Genomic DNA, 15,341 nt, shown 5'->3' with positions numbered 1-15,341 from the left:
TGGCCGCGCGGTTTTCGCGCGCGGCACGGATATCCCCAAAGGGGCAGAGGCGTCCGCGAGACGGACGCTTCCGCGTCGATCAGAAGCCCGAAAGCACGATCTTGCCCCTGGCCGTGTTGCTCTCGATCAGGGCGTGCGCCTTGATGAGATTTGCGGCATTGATGGTGCCAAAAACCTCGGTCAGCGTCGTCCTGATCTTGCCTGCGTCCACCAGTTGCGCGACATGGTTCAGCAGCCTGTGCTGCTCGATCATGTCAGGGGTTCCGAAAACAGCGCGGGCGAACATCATTTCCCAATGGATCGATACACATTTGCGCTTGAAGGCCATGACGTCGAAACCGCCGGCCGGATCATCGATCAGCGCAAAACGGCCCTGTGGTGCAATGGCCGCCACGCTGTCGGCGGCGTGGATATCGCTATGGGTGGTCGAGAATACGAAGCCCGGCGCACCGAGACCGAGTGCTTCCACCTGCGGGGCGATCGGCTTGCTGTGATCAACGACATGATGCGCGCCCAGTTCCTTCACCCACTCCATGGTTTCCGGCCGCGACGCCGTGGCGATGACGGTGAGATCCGTCAACGCTCTCAGAAGCTGGATGGCGATCGAGCCGACACCGCCGGCGCCGCCGATCACCAGAATAGCATTGGCAGCACCCGAAACCGGCTCCTTCACCCGCAGCCGGTCAAACAGGGTCTCATAAGCTGTAATTGCCGTCAGCGGCAGGGCGGCGGCCTCTTCGAAATTCAGTGATTTCGGCTTGGCGCCGACGATGCGCTCATCGACCAGATGGAATTCGCTGTTGGAGCCCGGACGGTTGATGACGCCGGCGTAAAATACCTCGTCTCCCGGCCTGAACAGCGAGACCTTGTCGCCGACGGCCTTCACCACGCCCGAAGCGTCAAAACCCAGCACGCGGGTGGCGCCATTTTCCGGCGACTGGTTGCGGCGCACCTTGGTGTCCACAGGGTTCACCGAAACCGCCTTCACCTCTACCAGAATGTCGTGTCCCTTCGCCTCCGGCTGGGGCAGGTCGATATCGATGAGGGCGTCCGTGGCGGTGATGGGCTGGCTCGTTTTGTAACCGATGGCGCGCATGAACAGTCTCCTTTGCTTGTTCGCGTGCCTCTTACTTGATACATATGAACATCGATCGCAAGAATGCACATTTTTTGACGATACATACAAAAAGGATACTGTAAATGTCGCGACCGCGCGCCAAGCTCACCGGCAATTTTCCCGGCTGCCCGGTGGAATCGACCCTGAGTTTTCTCGACGGCAAATGGAAGGGCGTGATCCTTTATCACCTCATCAATGAGGGCACGCTGCGCTTCAACGAATTGCGCCGTCATATTCCGAGCGTCACCCAGCGCATGCTGACCAAGCAGCTGCGGGAACTGGAAGAGGCCGGCCTGATTTCGCGCACCGTCTTCCCGGTGGTGCCGCCGCGGGTGGATTATGCGCTGACGCCGCTTGGCGAGACGATGCGGCCGGTGATTTCGGCGCTGAAAAGCTGGGGCGACGCCCATGTCGTGTGCAAGAACGGCGCGAAATATACCCAGCTTCCCGAAGCGACGGAAAAGGCCGCCTGAAAAATCACGGGTAAAAGCACGCCCCGCAACGCGGCTTTTTCATGGTGCGATGCAACATGTATTTGCCCCGATTGATGCATAATGCTGCCATCTCGATTCGCAGCAGGGACATCAAGACATATGAGCATCGGTTGGTTGGAGGCCGCATTTCTCGGCCTTTTGCAAGGACTTACGGAATTTCTTCCGATTTCTTCAAGCGCGCATCTGCGGATTGCCGGGGAGTTCCTGCCCTCCGGCGCGGATCCGGGTGCCGCCTTTACCGCAATCACGCAGATCGGCACGGAAGCGGCGGTGCTGGTCTATTTCTGGTCCGACATCATGCGGATTGCGGCCGCCTGGCTCAGGCAGAACCTTCGCCTTGGCGAGTATAACAAGGCCGATGCCCGGCTCGGCTGGCTCATCATCGTCGGTTCGGTGCCGATTGTGTTTCTCGGGCTGTTCTTCAAGGATGCCATCGAACATTCGCTGCGCAACCTTTATATCACCGCCGTGATGCTGATCGTCTTCGGTATCGTCCTTGGCATTGCCGACAGGATCGGTGAAAAACGTTACAAGCTGAACCAGCTGATCTGGCGCGACGGCATCCTGTTCGGTTTCGCGCAGGCCATGGCGCTCATCCCCGGCGTCTCGCGTTCGGGCGGCACCATCAGCGCCGGCCTGCTCTTAGGCTATACCCGCGAGGCGGCGGCGCGTTATTCCTTCCTGCTCGCCGTTCCCGCCGTCTTCGGCTCCGGCTTCTACCAGCTCTTCAAGAGCATCGGTGAGGACAACCCGGTTGGCTGGGGCCCCACGGGGCTCGCAACGCTCATCGCCTTTGTGGTGGGTTACGCCGTGATCGTCGTTTTCCTGAAGCTGGTTTCGACCAAGAGCTACATGCCCTTCGTCTGGTACCGCGTGGTCATCGGCTTCATCCTGCTCGCGCTTCTGGGAACGGGCGTCATCAATGCAGGTGGCTAAGGAGAGGCCCTTGGGTTTTCCGCAGCAAATGAAAAGGCCCGCTCTTTCGAGCGGGCCTTTTGTCTTTAGAGCAACGTGCCGCTGAGGATAACCAGCGCCACCGAGAAGTAGATGACGAGGCCGCTGACATCCACCAGCGTAGCGACGAAGGGGGCAGAGGCGCTGGCGGGGTCGAGCCGCAGGCGCTGCAGGATGAAGGGCAGCATGGAACCAGCGAGCGAACCGAAGGTCACGATGCCGACAAGTGCCGCAAAGACGGTGGCGCCGACCAGCAGCCAATGTTCGCCGTAATCGTAGAAACCGGCCTGCTGCCAGAGGCTGAGACGCAGGAAGCCGATGGCACCGAGAATGCAGCCGAGCGTCAGGCCCGTCGGGATTTCCCGCAGCAGTACCCGCCACCAGTCCGAAAGCTTCAGCTCGCCGAGCGCCAGCGCCCGGATGATAAGCGAGGTGGCCTGCGAACCGGAGTTGCCGCCCGACGACATGATGAGCGGAATGAACAGCGTCAGCACAACGGCCTTTTCCAGCTCGCCCTCGAAATGCTGCATGGCGCTGGCCGTCAACATTTCACCGAGGAACAGTGCTGCGAGCCAGCCGGCGCGCTTGCGGATCATGTCCGGAAAGCCGATCGTCATATAGGGCTTGCCGAGCGCTTCCATACCACCGAACTTGTGGGCATCTTCCGTGGTGTCGGCGATCATGGTGTCGATCACGTCGTCAACGGTGACGATGCCGAGGATATGCGAGTGGTCATCAACGACGGGAAGCGCCAGAAGATCGTGCTTGCGGATCAGCCGGGCCACATCTTCCTGCGACATCAGGGGGCTTGCATAGGCAATGCCTTCCTTCGAGGCGACGGAAAGGATGGAAGCGCCGGGCTCCCCGGTCAGCAGGCGACGCAGCGTCACGACCGTGGTGAGCGTCCCGTCCTGCGCCAGCACATAGATGGCATAGACCGTTTCACGCGACCGCTCGACGACGCGGATGTGCGAAAGGGTCTGTTCCACCGTCCAGCTGTCGGGCACGCTGACGAATTCCGTGGTCATGATCGAGCCGGCCGTGCGCGGCGGATAGCCCATCAGGTGCTGGATGGAGAGCGCGGTCGTGCGGTCCAGCCGGGAAAACAGCTTGGCACGCGGTTCTTCTTCCATGTCGGCCATGACGTCGGCGACGCGGTCGTCGGACATCAGGTTGACGAAGCGGGCGGCCTGTTCCAGCGGAATGCCGGCAATGATGGCGGCTGCGTCATGCAGCTCCGGCCGGTCGAGAATGGCAACGGCCTTTGCCTGCGGCATGGCAAGCAGTGCTGCTACGGCTGCGTCGGTATCAAGCGTGTTGAGGTGCTCGACACGTTCTGCAATGGTGGTGGAACCGGCATTTCCGCTGCGGAGAAGACGTGCGGCCTTGCTGGCTCTCTGGGAGAGAGTGTGGAAGTTCATGATTGCTCACCTTTCCGTCGATTCGCCGATTACGACGAACGCGGTGGTGAGCCGACAGAGGTCGGATCAGTTCCCGTTCGCCGCTTTCGGCAAAGGCAATCGACTACTACTGTCGCTAGACATCTAATGATGCTCCGTTGAAATCCGCACTGTGCCGGGTCACGGCCGGTGCGTAACGCCGTGTTGCGCCTGAAACGAAAAAGAGTCAAGCGAGCCGATTGTGAAATTTCCGTAAGGTTTTGAGCGGGCGCCGGAAAGGGCATTCTGACCGCTGAAAAACCGGCTTTCAGCCGGCTTTCGCGCGCCGTTCGACGGTGACGGAAACGAGGAAAACGCCAAGCCCGAGAAGGGAGAGGACCGCGCCGACATAACCGGTCGAGGCGTAACCGAAACCCATGGCGATGACGAGGCCACCAAGCCAGGCGCCGAGCGCATTGGCAATGTTGAAGGCGGAATGGTTGGAGGCGGCCGCCAGCGTCTGCGCATCCTGCGCCACATCCATCAGCCGGGTCTGCACGGCCGGGCAGGCGGCGAAACCGCAGCCGATCAGGAACACGCAGAGGCACAGCATGAATGGATTGTCCGCCGTCATGCCGAACACCGCCATGACAAGTACGTTGAAGGCCAGCATGCCGCCAATCGTGCCATTGAGGGAGATATCGGCGAGACGCGAGCCGACCACATTGCCGACATTCATGCCGATGCCGAACAGCGCCAGCACCATGGAGACGGTGGAGACAGGCATCATCGCGACATCCGTCGTTGTCTTGGCGATGTAACTGAAGACCGAGAACATGCCGCCGAAACCGACAGACGCGATGGCGAGCGTCAGCCACACCTGCACGCGCCGGAAAGCGCCGAGTTCACGCCAGACGCTTGCACCTTCCTCCACCTTGTCACGCGGCTGGAACAGCCAGAGCAGGGCGACAGTCAAGAGCCCGATGCCGCCGACCAGCATGAAGGCCGCGCGCCAGGACATGAGCTGGCCGAAGAAGGTGGCAAGTGGTGTGCCGAGCAGGGTGGCGATGGTGAGGCCGAGCATGACGCGGCCAACGGCGCGGGCACGCTTGTGGATGGGCGCCATGGAGGCGGCCACCAGTGCCGCAACGCCGAAATAGGCGCCATGCGGCAGGCCGGTGATGAAACGCAGCAGGGTGAAGCTCAGGAAATCCGGCGCAAGCGCGCTCAGGATATTGCCGGCTGCAAAAAGGCCCATCAGGCCAAGAAGCAGCGCGCGGCGTGTCATGCGTGCAGCCAGGATGGCGATGATCGGCGCGCCGATGACGACACCCAGCGCATAGGCCGTGATGACATAACCCGCCTGCGGAACGGTGACGCCATAGGTGGTGGCGACATCCGGAAGCAGGCCCATGATGGCGAATTCACCGGTGCCGATGCCGAAGCCGCCGGCGGCAAGCGCAAGCTCGATCAGCGCGATGGCAAGCGGCGACAGCGCCATGGCCGGCGCGGCCGTGTAAACGGTTTCATTCTCCGCGCCGAGGCGGGCTTCGGAAATATTCGACTGGCTCATCGTGACCTGAGAAGCGGGAAGGGCCCACAGAAAAAAGGGCAAGACCGTATGGGAGCGGTCTGCCCTGACTGGAGATGCGCGGTCATGAAAATGACCTTAAGTGATCCCTAACATGAAATGATGCGTTGCGGTAGAGCGATTCTCGGCAAAAGACGATCTTCACGCGATGGTGTTCGGAACTCTATATTGAGGCCAGGCATTTACGCGCGGCCGCGAATGTTACGGGACCGGGTTCGAAAACATGAAGCTCATTGCAATTTTCAATCGCGACGGTGGCACATTCCGCACCACCGATATGGACGCCTATTGCGACCAGGCCCGCGAGGTTTTTTCCCGCGCCGGCCACACGATCGATTGCCGCCTGGTCTCCGGCAAGGACATTGTCGAGGAAATGGAACGCGCCGCCGACGAGTCGGGCATTGAAGGCATCATTGCCGGCGGCGGTGATGGCACGATTTCCGCAGCGGCGGCCATTGCCTGGAAACATGGCATCGCGCTGGGCATCGTTCCGGCCGGCACCATGAACCTCTTCGCCCGCTCGCTGAAGCTGCCGCTCGATATCCGTCAGGCACTGGAAACGCTGGCGAATGGCGAGATTGCCAGCGTCGATATCGCCAGCGCCAATGGCCGGCTCTTCGTGCACCAGTTTTCCGCCGGCCTGCATTCGCGCATGGTACGCTACCGCAACAATCTCGCCTTCGCCTCGCGTATCGGCAAGATCAATGCGAGCATCCGCGCCGCCATCAGCGTCATCCTCAATCCTCCGGTCTTCGAGGTGCAATATACCGTCAATGGCAGGACACAGCACCGCAAGGTCTCGGCCATCTCCGTCTCCAACAACGAATTCGGGCAGAGTTCGCTACTGGTGGCGGACAATGTCTCGGGCGGCCATCTCGGCTTTTACCTCACCGATCCGCTGCGCCCTTCGGGTGTTGCAAAACTCGCCTTCGACATTCTGCGCGGCAGGCTGAAGGAAAACGCCGCCGTGACGGCCATGGCCGTGACGGATGTGGAGTTGCATTTTCCGAAGAAACGCCATGACCTGCGCTGCGTCATCGATGGCGAATTGCTGCCGATGCAACGGGACGTGGCGCTCAAGGTTCATGCCGGTGAATTGAAGGTGCTGGTGGGACGGGCGTTTTTCGCATAGCGCAATCGCCTATGAATTGAGGGATTGCCGCATGTTTCGTCTCCCCGCCGGGGAGAAGTCCGCGGCAGCTGGATGAGGGGGGAACGTTGCCGAATATCTCTACCGTTGCCCCATCATCCGACCCTTCGGGCCACCTTCTCCCCGGCGGGGAGAGGAAACAAGCGGCACCCTCTCGTCCAATATCCCCCCAAAAAACGCCAGCTTGCCAAATCGAAGCTGCCCGGCCATGTTCGGCGGGCGCGGTGGCGTGAGCGCCGTTGCCTTTATGGGAGTGCGATCTGTCATGAATGAAGTCTCCAAGCCGATGTCCAATCTCGCCGCCATCGATGCCGCCCATCACCTTCACCCCTTTTCCGACATGGGCAAGCTGAATGCCGCCGGCACCCGCATTATCGAGCGTGCCGAAGGGGTGTTCATCTATGACAGCACCGGCAAGAAATATCTCGATGCCTTTGCCGGCCTCTGGTGCGTGAATATCGGTTACGGACGCCGCGAGATCGCCGATGTCGTGCAGCGGCAGATGAACGAGTTGCCCTATTACAATGCCTTTTTCGGCACTACCACGCCGCCCGCGACACTTCTGGCGCAGAAGATTGCCTCGCGCGCCGGGCCGAAGATGAACCATGTGTTCTTCACCAATTCCGGTTCGGAAGCCACCGACACCTGGTTCCGCATGGCGCGGGTCTACTGGAAGGCGCTTGGCCATCCGACGAAAACCAGGGTGATCGCAAGGCGCAACGGTTATCACGGCTCGACGGTGGCAGGTGCCTCGCTCGGCGGCATGAAGTGGATGCATGAGCAGGGCAACCTGCCGATCGAGGGTGTAGCCCATATCGGCCAGCCCTATTGGTATGCTGAGGGTGGCGATCTCTCACCGGCCGAATTCGGCCTGAAGGTGGCGCGCGAACTGGAGGCGAAGATCGATGAACTCGGGGAAGAAAACGTTGCCGCCTTCGTGGCCGAACCCATTCAGGGAGCAGGCGGCGTCATCGTGCCGCCGGAAACCTATTGGCCGGAAATCGCCCGCATCTGCAAGGCGCGCAATATCCTCCTCGTATCGGACGAGGTGATCTGCGGTTTTGGTCGTCTCGGCTCATGGTTCGGTTATCAGCATTTTGGCGTTGAGCCCGATCTGGCGCCCGTCGCCAAGGGCCTTTCTTCCGGTTACCTGCCGATCGGCGGCGTCATCGTCTCCGACCGGGTGGCGGAGGTGATGTTGTCGGAGGTTGGTGACTTCAATCACGGTTTCACCTATTCCGGCCATCCCGTCTGCGCCGCCGCCGCGCTGGAAAACCTCCGCATCATTGAAGCTGAAGGGCTGGTGGAGCGGGTGCGGGATGATATCGGCCCCTATTTTTCCGAAGGCTGGAAAAGCCTGACGGACCATGAACTGGTGGGGGAAGCCGTGAATGTCGGCCTGATGGGCGGCCTGCAACTGACGGCGGACAAGGCGACCCGCAAGCGCTTCGCCAAACCCGACGATATCGGCACCGCAGTACGCAACCATTGCCTGGCAAACGGCCTCGTCATGCGCGCCACCGGCGACCGCATGCTGGCCTCGCCGGCTTTGACCATCAGCCGGTCGGAAGTCGACCAGATCATGGAGACGTTGCGCAAGGGGCTCGACCACCTGCGCGATACACGCGAGCATTTCTAGGAAAGGTGGATTCCGGCTTTCCGTCCGGAAATGCGACAAAATACTCTAAGGGAGGAATAATCACATGGCAGGACAGGAACATCATTACGCCGTGCAGGTGAAATGGACCGGCAATCGTGGCAAGGGTACTTCGGGTTACCGCGATTATGAGCGCGACTACACGATTTCCACGGCGGGCAAGGCCGATATTGCCGGCTCCTCCGACCCCGCCTTCCGCGGCGATCCCTCCCGCTGGAACCCGGAAGACATGCTCGTCGCCTCGCTCTCGGCTTGCCACAAGCTCTGGTACCTGCATTTCTGCTCCGTCAACGGCATCATTGTCGAAGACTATGTAGACAATGCCGAAGGCACGCTTGTCATGGAAAAGGATGGCGCCGGGCAGTTCAGCGAGGTGGTGCTGAAACCGGTCATCACCATTTCGAAAGGCGATCCCACCCGGGCGGATGAGCTGCACCATGATGCGCATGAGAAATGCTTCATCGCGCGGTCTGTGAATTTCCCCATCCGCGTGGAGGGGACGGTGAAGGTGGTTTGAGGTTCAGACAAATTGCAGACCGAGATGATCGGCCATCGGCTGAAAGTCCCGGTCATTATGCAGCAATTTATGTCCGTGCTCGATACAGTAGGTACCGATGATGAGGTCGGCCGTCTTACGCACAGTTTTCCCGACGCTTCGAAGCTTCCGATAGTTTGCGGCGGATTTCACGACAAGTTCGGGCGTCAGCATCGAGACAAAACCGAAACGCTTTAACCGGTCATGTATCGCTGCCGCCCGTTTGTCGTTGGGTTCGCCCTGCAGGATTTCGAGAAGAATGATGTCGCCGATAATGACGTCGCTCAGATCGTCGATATCGTTGAGCGTCCTGCCTTGGGGCGTGAATTTATTCTGAAACCAGTCTATCCAGACAGAAGTATCGACGACGATCATTCCGCGGCGTCTTGCGCTTTGATGTCGTCTGCGCTCCAGCTATTGCGAATATCGTCCAGACTGCCACTCCAGCCGATGCCTCGCAGTTCTTCCAACGCTTTGCGTCGTCCGAGATTTTCCACAAGATCCCGCAACGCCTTCTCAACCGTCGCCTTTTTCGTCGGAAGGCCGGTGATTTCCATCGCCTCGGCGATCAAGGCATCATCAAGTTCAATATTGGTGCGCATGGACCTACCCTTGGTGTATGTATCTTCGAAATTATACACCAAGGGTAGGATTCGCGATACTGTTTTTACTGGAACGCCGTCTCGTAAAAGCTTCTGAGTTTGCGCGAATGCAGCGTTTCCGTCGGCATGGCGGCAAGCTTCTGCACGGCGCGGATGCCGATCTGCAGATGCTGGGCAACCTGAGTGCGGTAGAACTCCGTCGCCATGCCGGGCAGCTTCAATTCGCCATGCAGCGGTTTGTCGGAGACGCAGAGCAGGGTGCCGTAGGGCACGCGGAAGCGGAAGCCGTTGGCGGCGATGGTCGCCGATTCCATGTCGAGTGCGATGGCGCGCGACTGGGACAGGCGCTTCACCGGGCCGGCCTGGTCACGAAGTTCCCAGTTGCGGTTATCGATGGTGGCGACCGTGCCGGTGCGCATGATGCGCTTCAGCTCGAAACCCTCGTAACCGGTGACTTCGGCGACAGCACCTTCCAGCGCCAGCTGCACTTCGGCGAGCGCCGGGATGGGCACCCAGACCGGCAGGTCGTCATCGAGAACGTGGTCTTCACGCACATAGGCATGGGCCAGAACATAGTCGCCCAGCCGCTGGCTGTTGCGCAGGCCGGCGCAATGGCCGACCATCAGCCAGGCGTGCGGGCGCAGCACCGCGATGTGGTCGGTGATCGTTTTGGCGTTGGAAGGGCCGACGCCGATATTGACCAGCGTAATGCCGGCATGGCCCTTTTTCTTCAGGTGATAGGCCGGCATCTGCGGCAGGCGAGCGAGCACGGCATCCGTCTCCGGCTTGTCGGAGCCGGCGGGGGTGATGATGTTGCCCGGCTCCACGAAGGCCGTGTAACCTTCGCCGCCATTCTTCATCAGCTGCCGCGCCCAGGTGGCGAATTCGTCGATATAGAACTGGTAGTTGGTGAAGAGTACGAAGTTCTGGAAATGGCTGGCGCTGGTCGCCGTATAGTGGCTGAGGCGGGCCAGCGAATAATCGATGCGCTGCGCCGTGAAAGGCGCAAGCGGTGCGGGTTCGCCCGGCACCTGATCATATTCGCCATTGGCGATGAGGTCGTCGGTATTGTTGAGATCGGGCGTATCGAACAGATCGCGCAGCGGCACGTCGGAGAGCGAGGAGGCCGCTGCCGCCTCGACATAGGCGCCTTCGCCGAAAGCGAAATGCAGCGGAATGGGCGTCGCCGATTCCGACACCGTGACCGGAACGCCGTGGTTCTTCATCAGAAGGCCCAGCTGCTCTTTCAGGTAATGGCGGAACAGCTCCGGCCGGGTGATCGTCGTCGTGTAGACGCCGGGTGCGGTGACATGGCCATAGGAGAGGCGCGAGTCGACATGGCCGAAGGTTGCGGTCTCGAGGCTCACCTGCGGGTAGCAGGCGCGGTAACGGCCGGCAATCGGCGCACCCTTGGCAAGGTCGGTGAAGGAATTGATCAGGAACGCCGTATTGCGTTCGTAAAGCGCGGTCAAAGCCGCCACAGCTTCTTTCGGGTCCGTGAATGTCTGCGGCGCGAAAGGCTCGGGGCTGATGAAGGTGAGGGGCGGAATCGTTCGTTTTGCTATTGTCATGGCCCATTATAAGAGGCCAATTTCGACAGGCAAGCGACAGAAATACGAAGAAACTGAAAAGAAACGGAAAAACGGTCGGGATAGAAGGGCGGCGGCAATATCAGCCGAGCGCGCCGCGCTGCAGGCTCATCAGAAGCACGAAACCGGCGCCTTTGGAGGCGGGGCGGGGATCGGCCTTGTAAACGGCAAGTCCGGCCACCGGGCCGAGAAAGATCGAGGCCATCAGCACCAGCCGCAGGGCGGAGAACAGGCCGTTGGAAAAGCTCGTCGTCATCGGCCGGTCCTCACAGTACAACGGGGCAATTGGCGGCGGGCGCCGGGCTGTGCTGGCAGGCGATTGCCGCACCGGCATTCACCCGCTGGAAACTGCGGTTCGGATTAACGACGAGCGAGGCGAAGGACATGGCGAAGATCGCCATGAGAAACGCGAAGATTGCCAGTCGGCTGATCAGCTTTGCCATGTCCATTCCCCTTTATTGGAGTTGATGGACAGAGTTTTGCCACACTCGGACTGAACGGACCCTGAGACCCCGGTTCATATGGTGTTCAGGGATGTTAACGGGCGGTGACATGGCGGATTGATGCCGCAATGGCGATGAGTTCGCATGCAGCGACCGCTTTTCGATCAGGACAGGGAGGTTTCCGCGCGCGCTACAAGGTCGCTCGCAAGGCTCTCGAACGCATCTGCCTCGCTGACATCGACAATCGGAACGCGGTGTTCCCGCGCAGATGCCAGCATCTCGGTGTTTTCACGCAGCGAGCGTTCGATGAAAGCGTCCATGATCCGCCGCTGGCCAGCCGTCGCATCTTCATATCGCGCGTGAGAGCGCATTCTCTCGAGAAGAAAATCATTGTCGGCATGGAGAAAGACACCGGCGGCCCCGCTGCCGAGTAGGGGCGATATGAATTCCGGCCGCAAGGCCGCGCCCTCGAAGATGGCGGGATTGCCGGTCCCGGACCTGCTGTCGATCATCGTGCGGATCAGCGGCCAGATGTTCTGATGGTGTATCTTCAGGAACCAGTGGATCGTTTCGGCTGAGAGCCGTGTGTAATATTCCTCCACCGGCGCCGGAATGCCCGGCCACGGCCTTCCCGGATGGCGGGCGAGACTGTCGGTCGATGTTGCCTCGCAGCGCAGCCTTTCGCCCAGCAGGCCGGCAAGGGTGCTTTTGCCGACATGGGAGGTGCCTGCGATCAGGATTGTCGAAAGGGTGGGGCGCATGCGTCGCTTTCGTTGTGTTCGGCTGGGGCAACGATACATCAACGGATATATGGCTTCCATGCGGCGTGCGTCCGTAGTTTTCGGACGCGATCTTTTGACTGGGCATCGCGCCATCGGGCGCGGGCCTGCGGGCGGGAGGACACAAGCCCCCCGCCGCCTTCTCGATTAAAGCCGCGTCCAGGTCTGCGATTTGCACAGGATCTTCAGCACGCAGCCCTTCATGCTCAGCGAATTGCCGGAAACAGTGCCGGAGCCGCTATAGGTCTTGTCGTTGGCGGGGTCGGTGATTTCGCCCGAATAGCTGTTTCCCTTGCCGGAAAGCTTGCCGATCTGTTTTCCGGCATGTTTGCCGGTCTTCAGCGTCACGCAGAAGGCGCCGCCGCACGGGCCGATTGCGGCGGTTTCGCCGCTGGCGGTCTTCCAGTTGCCTTCGATCGCCTCGCCGGCAAAGGCAAGGTTGCCGCTCATCATGAGGGCGGCGGCAATCGTCATTATACGCTTCATAGAGTTCCTCCCGAAATTCGCGCAGACAATCCCGGGCCGGACTGCCCGAAGTGATATATGCGCAGATCCAAATCCTTCGGCCTGCCCATGTGCCGTTTCCGGCCCAAAGCCGCCTTGCGGCGCAACGATTGCTCCTCACACCGCGCTATCCTGTGCCTGTTTCATCCTCATGACAGGCAGGGCGGATATTATTTTACGTTAACGTTAACGTAAAAGGAAATAGGAAATTTGCGGCTGCGGGGCGGTATTCGCAGATGTGGAAAGAGCCGAAGAGGGGAAATTCGAAAATCGCTGTTTTGATCGTGGTGAAGGAAGAGTTTAAATCCAATTGTAAAGCTTTCGTAAAATTCGCCGCAAAGTCCTTAATTTCCGCGGTCCGTGATATTTAACAAAAACCCAATTTTACCAATCGTTTGCAGTTTGTTTGCGGCGCATTAATCATGCCTTTTAAGCGAGCGTTGAAAGCCCGGTGGCATAGTGAACTCATCAAAAGCGCAGGGAAAACCTGCCGGACGGAAGGACGAAAAAGCCGCAAAAGACGGCAGGTCCGGACGATAGCCTCGACAAGAAGGCGAATGATGAAACAGGCAGAAGACAGGGATAAAAACGATGGCACGCTTTGAAATTCGCGATATCGAAATGGCTGCCGGTGGCGAAACCCGCGCCGACACTCTTTGCAATCTCGGCCTGGTCTATGCGACCGGCCGGGGCTGCAAGGTGGACCTGATCGCGGCCCACAAATGGCTCAACATCGCCGCGATCCGCGGATCGGAAAGAGCCGCCTCACTGCGCGCCGATCTCGCCCGCAACATGACGAAGGCGGAACTGGCCGAAGCGCTGCGCGCCGCCCGCGACTGGATGACGATGCACTGATTTACCCAAGCCATCATTGAGATTTCCGGTCCGGTTCCCTCCAGTCCCGATGACCGGTGCAAAGGAAAGTAAACCCGAAGGGGAATGCGGCGAGGGCCTTGAAAAGGGCTTTTGCGCTGACACATCAAACCGCGACCGGCAGGAACAAGGCCGGCGCGGTTTTCTTATGTTTGGCGAAGTTCCATTGCCGGAAAATGATTCGCGGGCAGAGGTTTGCGGGAGGATGCTGAATCGCATTCGCATCACCCTGTAATGAGGATGAACCCGCTACGGCCGGCATGCACCTGCGGTTTTCGAATCGCTTCCTGCCTCCGTCGTGCCGGACCTGATCCGGCATCCAGCCACGACGCGTCTGCGGCATGAAAGGGTCTTTCGCGATCAAGGGCTTGATCGCGCTGGATTCCGGCTCAAGGCCGAAATGACGGGAAGATACTCAATATCAGCCCAGCGCCTTGAGAACCTTCGGCAGCGCCTGCTCGAAAAGATCGAGCTTGTCGGCGGTGCCGGCGCTTACTCGAATGCAGCGGTTGAGCGGAGCCACACCCGGCATGCGGATGAACACGCCATGTTCCATCAGCCCATCCACGATGGCACGCGCATAAGCGCCATCGCGGTGGCAATCGATGGTGACGAAATTGGTGGCGGAGGGCAGCGGCGAAAGGCCGTTATTGCGGGCGATCGTGGAAATACGATCGCGGGCATCGGAAATCTTGCCGACCACCTCATTGAGATAGGCCTGATCCTTGAGTGCCGCCAGGGCACCGGCGACCGAAATGCGCGCCATGCCGAAATGGTTGCGGATCTTGTCGAAGGCTTCGACATTGCCGAGCGTGCCGATGGCATAACCCACACGCGCGCCGGCCAACCCATAGGCTTTCGAGAAGGTGCGCATGCGCAGGATATTCGGCTGGCCGATCAGCGCATCGATGGCCGGCACGGCACTGGCAGGCGCGGTTTCGCAATAGGCCTCGTCCAGAATGAGCAGGCAGGTTTCCGGCAGTGCGCGGGCGAAGGCGACGACTTCGCTTGCCTCCCACCAGCTTCCCATCGGATTGTCGGGATTGGCGAAATAGACGAGCGGCGCATTTTCCCGGATGACGAGATCGAGAAGCCCGTCCAGATTTTCATGATCGTCGACATAGGGCGTGGTGACGAGTTTTCCGCCAAAACCGTTCACATGGTAATTGAAGGTGGGATAGCCGCCAAACGAGGTGACGACAGGCGTGCCCGGCTCGACGATCAGCCTGGCGATCTCGCCCAGCAATCCATCAACGCCGCCGCCAACAGCAATATTGCCGCGTGCAACGCCGTGGTGGATGGCCAGCGCTTCCTTCAGTTCGAAATTTTCCGGATCGCTGTACATCCAGGTGTCTGCCGCCGCATCGCGCATGGCCAGAAGCACGGAAGGGGCGGGGCCGAAGCCGCTTTCATTGGCGCCGATTCGCGCTTCCACCTTGAGGCCGCGGCTGCGCTCGATGGCTTCCGGGCCAACGAAAGGAACGGTTGAAGGAAGTGAGACGGCAAGCGGCGTGAGGCGAGAAAAGGCTGACATTGATAAATCCGATATGCGGTTGGAAAGGCCGGTCCTGATCAAAGGCCCAGTTTGTCACAATGGGTCAGATTTCCGACGGTTTGGGAACCCCTGCATGCCGGAATTTGCGCCCCTGTTGTAGTGCCACTGCGTGGAAAATC

The 15,341-nt window shown here is 60.1% G+C and carries 17 protein-coding genes; 6 read left to right on the top strand and 11 right to left on the bottom strand.

All coding sequences use genetic code 11. From position 1 onward, the window contains the following. Positions 1-79: 79 nt before the first annotated feature. Positions 80-1,096 (bottom strand): zinc-binding alcohol dehydrogenase family protein, encoded by a 1,017-nt coding sequence (locus O3S81_RS14455; protein ID WP_269344189.1) that lies wholly within the window; start codon positions 1,094-1,096, stop codon positions 80-82. 104 nt (positions 1,097-1,200) lie between these two features. Here O3S81_RS14455 and O3S81_RS14450 point away from each other — a divergent pair, with 104 nt between their 5' ends. Both O3S81_RS14450 and O3S81_RS14445 read left to right on the top strand, forming a co-directional pair. Next, the gene (locus tag O3S81_RS14450) at positions 1,201-1,590 is read left to right on the top strand and encodes a winged helix-turn-helix transcriptional regulator (protein WP_269344187.1); all 390 of its coding nucleotides are present in this window, start codon (positions 1,201-1,203) and stop codon (positions 1,588-1,590) included. 120 nt (positions 1,591-1,710) lie between these two features. Beyond that, entirely contained in the window at positions 1,711-2,547 is an 837-nt protein-coding gene (locus O3S81_RS14445; protein WP_269344185.1) for an undecaprenyl-diphosphate phosphatase, read from the top strand. Positions 2,548-2,612: 65 nt separating this feature from the next. On the opposite strand, the gene mgtE is transcribed toward O3S81_RS14445, so the two are convergent. Next, on the bottom strand, positions 2,613-3,986 hold the full coding sequence (gene mgtE, locus O3S81_RS14440) for a magnesium transporter (protein ID WP_269344184.1): 1,374 nt from the start codon (positions 3,984-3,986) through the stop codon (positions 2,613-2,615). A gap of 286 nt (positions 3,987-4,272) precedes the next feature. After that, a complete protein-coding gene (locus O3S81_RS14435) occupies positions 4,273-5,517 on the bottom strand; it encodes an MFS transporter (protein ID WP_269344181.1) in 1,245 nt (414 codons plus the stop codon). Positions 5,518-5,758: 241 nt separating this feature from the next. Here O3S81_RS14435 and O3S81_RS14430 point away from each other — a divergent pair, with 241 nt between their 5' ends. From O3S81_RS14430 to O3S81_RS14420, 3 genes are all read left to right on the top strand, one after another. Continuing rightward, positions 5,759-6,667, top strand: coding sequence for a diacylglycerol/lipid kinase family protein (locus O3S81_RS14430; protein WP_269344180.1), 909 nt, complete (start codon positions 5,759-5,761; stop codon positions 6,665-6,667). Between the two features lie 283 nt (positions 6,668-6,950). Next, complete coding sequence (locus O3S81_RS14425; RefSeq protein ID WP_269344179.1) at positions 6,951-8,324, top strand: aspartate aminotransferase family protein; 1,374 nt, start codon at positions 6,951-6,953, stop codon at positions 8,322-8,324. A 64-nt stretch (positions 8,325-8,388) separates the two neighbouring features. Then, the gene (locus tag O3S81_RS14420; RefSeq protein ID WP_269344177.1) at positions 8,389-8,859 is read left to right on the top strand and encodes an OsmC family protein; all 471 of its coding nucleotides are present in this window, start codon (positions 8,389-8,391) and stop codon (positions 8,857-8,859) included. Positions 8,860-8,862: 3 nt separating this feature from the next. On the opposite strand, the gene vapC is transcribed toward O3S81_RS14420, so the two are convergent. The 7 genes from vapC to O3S81_RS14385 form a co-directional block, all read right to left on the bottom strand. Beyond that, positions 8,863-9,252 (bottom strand): type II toxin-antitoxin system VapC family toxin, encoded by a 390-nt coding sequence (gene vapC, locus O3S81_RS14415; RefSeq protein ID WP_269344176.1) that lies wholly within the window; start codon positions 9,250-9,252, stop codon positions 8,863-8,865. Further along, positions 9,249-9,479 carry a type II toxin-antitoxin system VapB family antitoxin gene (locus O3S81_RS14410; RefSeq protein ID WP_269344175.1) on the bottom strand — a complete coding sequence of 77 codons (231 nt, stop codon included), beginning with the start codon at positions 9,477-9,479 and terminating at the stop codon, positions 9,249-9,251. The genes vapC and O3S81_RS14410 overlap by 4 nt, the downstream gene beginning before the upstream one ends. Positions 9,480-9,544: 65 nt before the next feature. Beyond that, positions 9,545-11,050, bottom strand: a complete 1,506-nt coding sequence (amn, locus tag O3S81_RS14405; protein ID WP_269344174.1) for an AMP nucleosidase — start codon at positions 11,048-11,050, stop codon at positions 9,545-9,547. 100 nt (positions 11,051-11,150) lie between these two features. After that, entirely contained in the window at positions 11,151-11,324 is a 174-nt protein-coding gene (locus tag O3S81_RS14400; protein ID WP_003509979.1) for a hypothetical protein, read from the bottom strand. 10 nt (positions 11,325-11,334) lie between these two features. Beyond that, positions 11,335-11,517, bottom strand: coding sequence for a hypothetical protein (locus O3S81_RS14395; protein WP_035218142.1), 183 nt, complete (start codon positions 11,515-11,517; stop codon positions 11,335-11,337). A 158-nt stretch (positions 11,518-11,675) separates the two neighbouring features. Further along, positions 11,676-12,272, bottom strand: coding sequence for a hypothetical protein (locus O3S81_RS14390; RefSeq protein WP_269344172.1), 597 nt, complete (start codon positions 12,270-12,272; stop codon positions 11,676-11,678). Positions 12,273-12,437: 165 nt separating this feature from the next. Next, the gene (locus O3S81_RS14385; RefSeq protein WP_269344171.1) at positions 12,438-12,776 is read right to left on the bottom strand and encodes a DUF2147 domain-containing protein; all 339 of its coding nucleotides are present in this window, start codon (positions 12,774-12,776) and stop codon (positions 12,438-12,440) included. 609 nt (positions 12,777-13,385) lie between these two features. On the opposite strand from O3S81_RS14385, the gene O3S81_RS14380 reads away from it, so the two are divergent. Then, positions 13,386-13,649: an SEL1-like repeat protein gene (locus O3S81_RS14380; RefSeq protein ID WP_080825472.1), complete on the top strand. Its 264-nt coding sequence runs from the start codon at positions 13,386-13,388 to the stop codon at positions 13,647-13,649. A gap of 439 nt (positions 13,650-14,088) precedes the next feature. On the opposite strand, the gene O3S81_RS14375 is transcribed toward O3S81_RS14380, so the two are convergent. Beyond that, on the bottom strand, positions 14,089-15,201 hold the full coding sequence (locus O3S81_RS14375; protein WP_269344167.1) for a pyridoxal phosphate-dependent aminotransferase: 1,113 nt from the start codon (positions 15,199-15,201) through the stop codon (positions 14,089-14,091). Positions 15,202-15,341 lie beyond the last annotated feature (140 nt).

This window comes from Agrobacterium sp. SOY23 (assembly GCF_027212525.1).
Taxonomy (GTDB): Bacteria; Pseudomonadota; Alphaproteobacteria; order Rhizobiales; family Rhizobiaceae; genus Agrobacterium; species Agrobacterium tumefaciens_I.
This window is presented reverse-complemented; position numbering and strand designations above follow the sequence as displayed.

Bases quoted from the DNA above. Each gene is read 5' to 3' on its own strand.
- O3S81_RS14455 (WP_269344189.1), bottom strand. From the start codon at position 1,096: ATGCGCGCCATCGGTTACAAAACGAGCCAGCCCATCACCGCCACGGAC.
- O3S81_RS14450 (WP_269344187.1), top strand. From the start codon at position 1,201: ATGTCGCGACCGCGCGCCAAGCTCACCGGCAATTTTCCCGGCTGCCCG.
- O3S81_RS14445 (WP_269344185.1), top strand. From the start codon at position 1,711: ATGAGCATCGGTTGGTTGGAGGCCGCATTTCTCGGCCTTTTGCAAGGA.
- mgtE (WP_269344184.1), bottom strand. From the start codon at position 3,986: ATGAACTTCCACACTCTCTCCCAGAGAGCCAGCAAGGCCGCACGTCTT.
- O3S81_RS14435 (WP_269344181.1), bottom strand. From the start codon at position 5,517: ATGAGCCAGTCGAATATTTCCGAAGCCCGCCTCGGCGCGGAGAATGAA.
- O3S81_RS14430 (WP_269344180.1), top strand. From the start codon at position 5,759: ATGAAGCTCATTGCAATTTTCAATCGCGACGGTGGCACATTCCGCACC.
- O3S81_RS14425 (WP_269344179.1), top strand. From the start codon at position 6,951: ATGAATGAAGTCTCCAAGCCGATGTCCAATCTCGCCGCCATCGATGCC.
- O3S81_RS14420 (WP_269344177.1), top strand. From the start codon at position 8,389: ATGGCAGGACAGGAACATCATTACGCCGTGCAGGTGAAATGGACCGGC.
- vapC (WP_269344176.1), bottom strand. From the start codon at position 9,252: ATGATCGTCGTCGATACTTCTGTCTGGATAGACTGGTTTCAGAATAAA.
- O3S81_RS14410 (WP_269344175.1), bottom strand. From the start codon at position 9,479: ATGCGCACCAATATTGAACTTGATGATGCCTTGATCGCCGAGGCGATG.
- amn (WP_269344174.1), bottom strand. From the start codon at position 11,050: ATGACAATAGCAAAACGAACGATTCCGCCCCTCACCTTCATCAGCCCC.
- O3S81_RS14400 (WP_003509979.1), bottom strand. From the start codon at position 11,324: ATGACGACGAGCTTTTCCAACGGCCTGTTCTCCGCCCTGCGGCTGGTG.
- O3S81_RS14395 (WP_035218142.1), bottom strand. From the start codon at position 11,517: ATGGACATGGCAAAGCTGATCAGCCGACTGGCAATCTTCGCGTTTCTC.
- O3S81_RS14390 (WP_269344172.1), bottom strand. From the start codon at position 12,272: ATGCGCCCCACCCTTTCGACAATCCTGATCGCAGGCACCTCCCATGTC.
- O3S81_RS14385 (WP_269344171.1), bottom strand. From the start codon at position 12,776: ATGAAGCGTATAATGACGATTGCCGCCGCCCTCATGATGAGCGGCAAC.
- O3S81_RS14380 (WP_080825472.1), top strand. From the start codon at position 13,386: ATGGCACGCTTTGAAATTCGCGATATCGAAATGGCTGCCGGTGGCGAA.
- O3S81_RS14375 (WP_269344167.1), bottom strand. From the start codon at position 15,201: ATGTCAGCCTTTTCTCGCCTCACGCCGCTTGCCGTCTCACTTCCTTCA.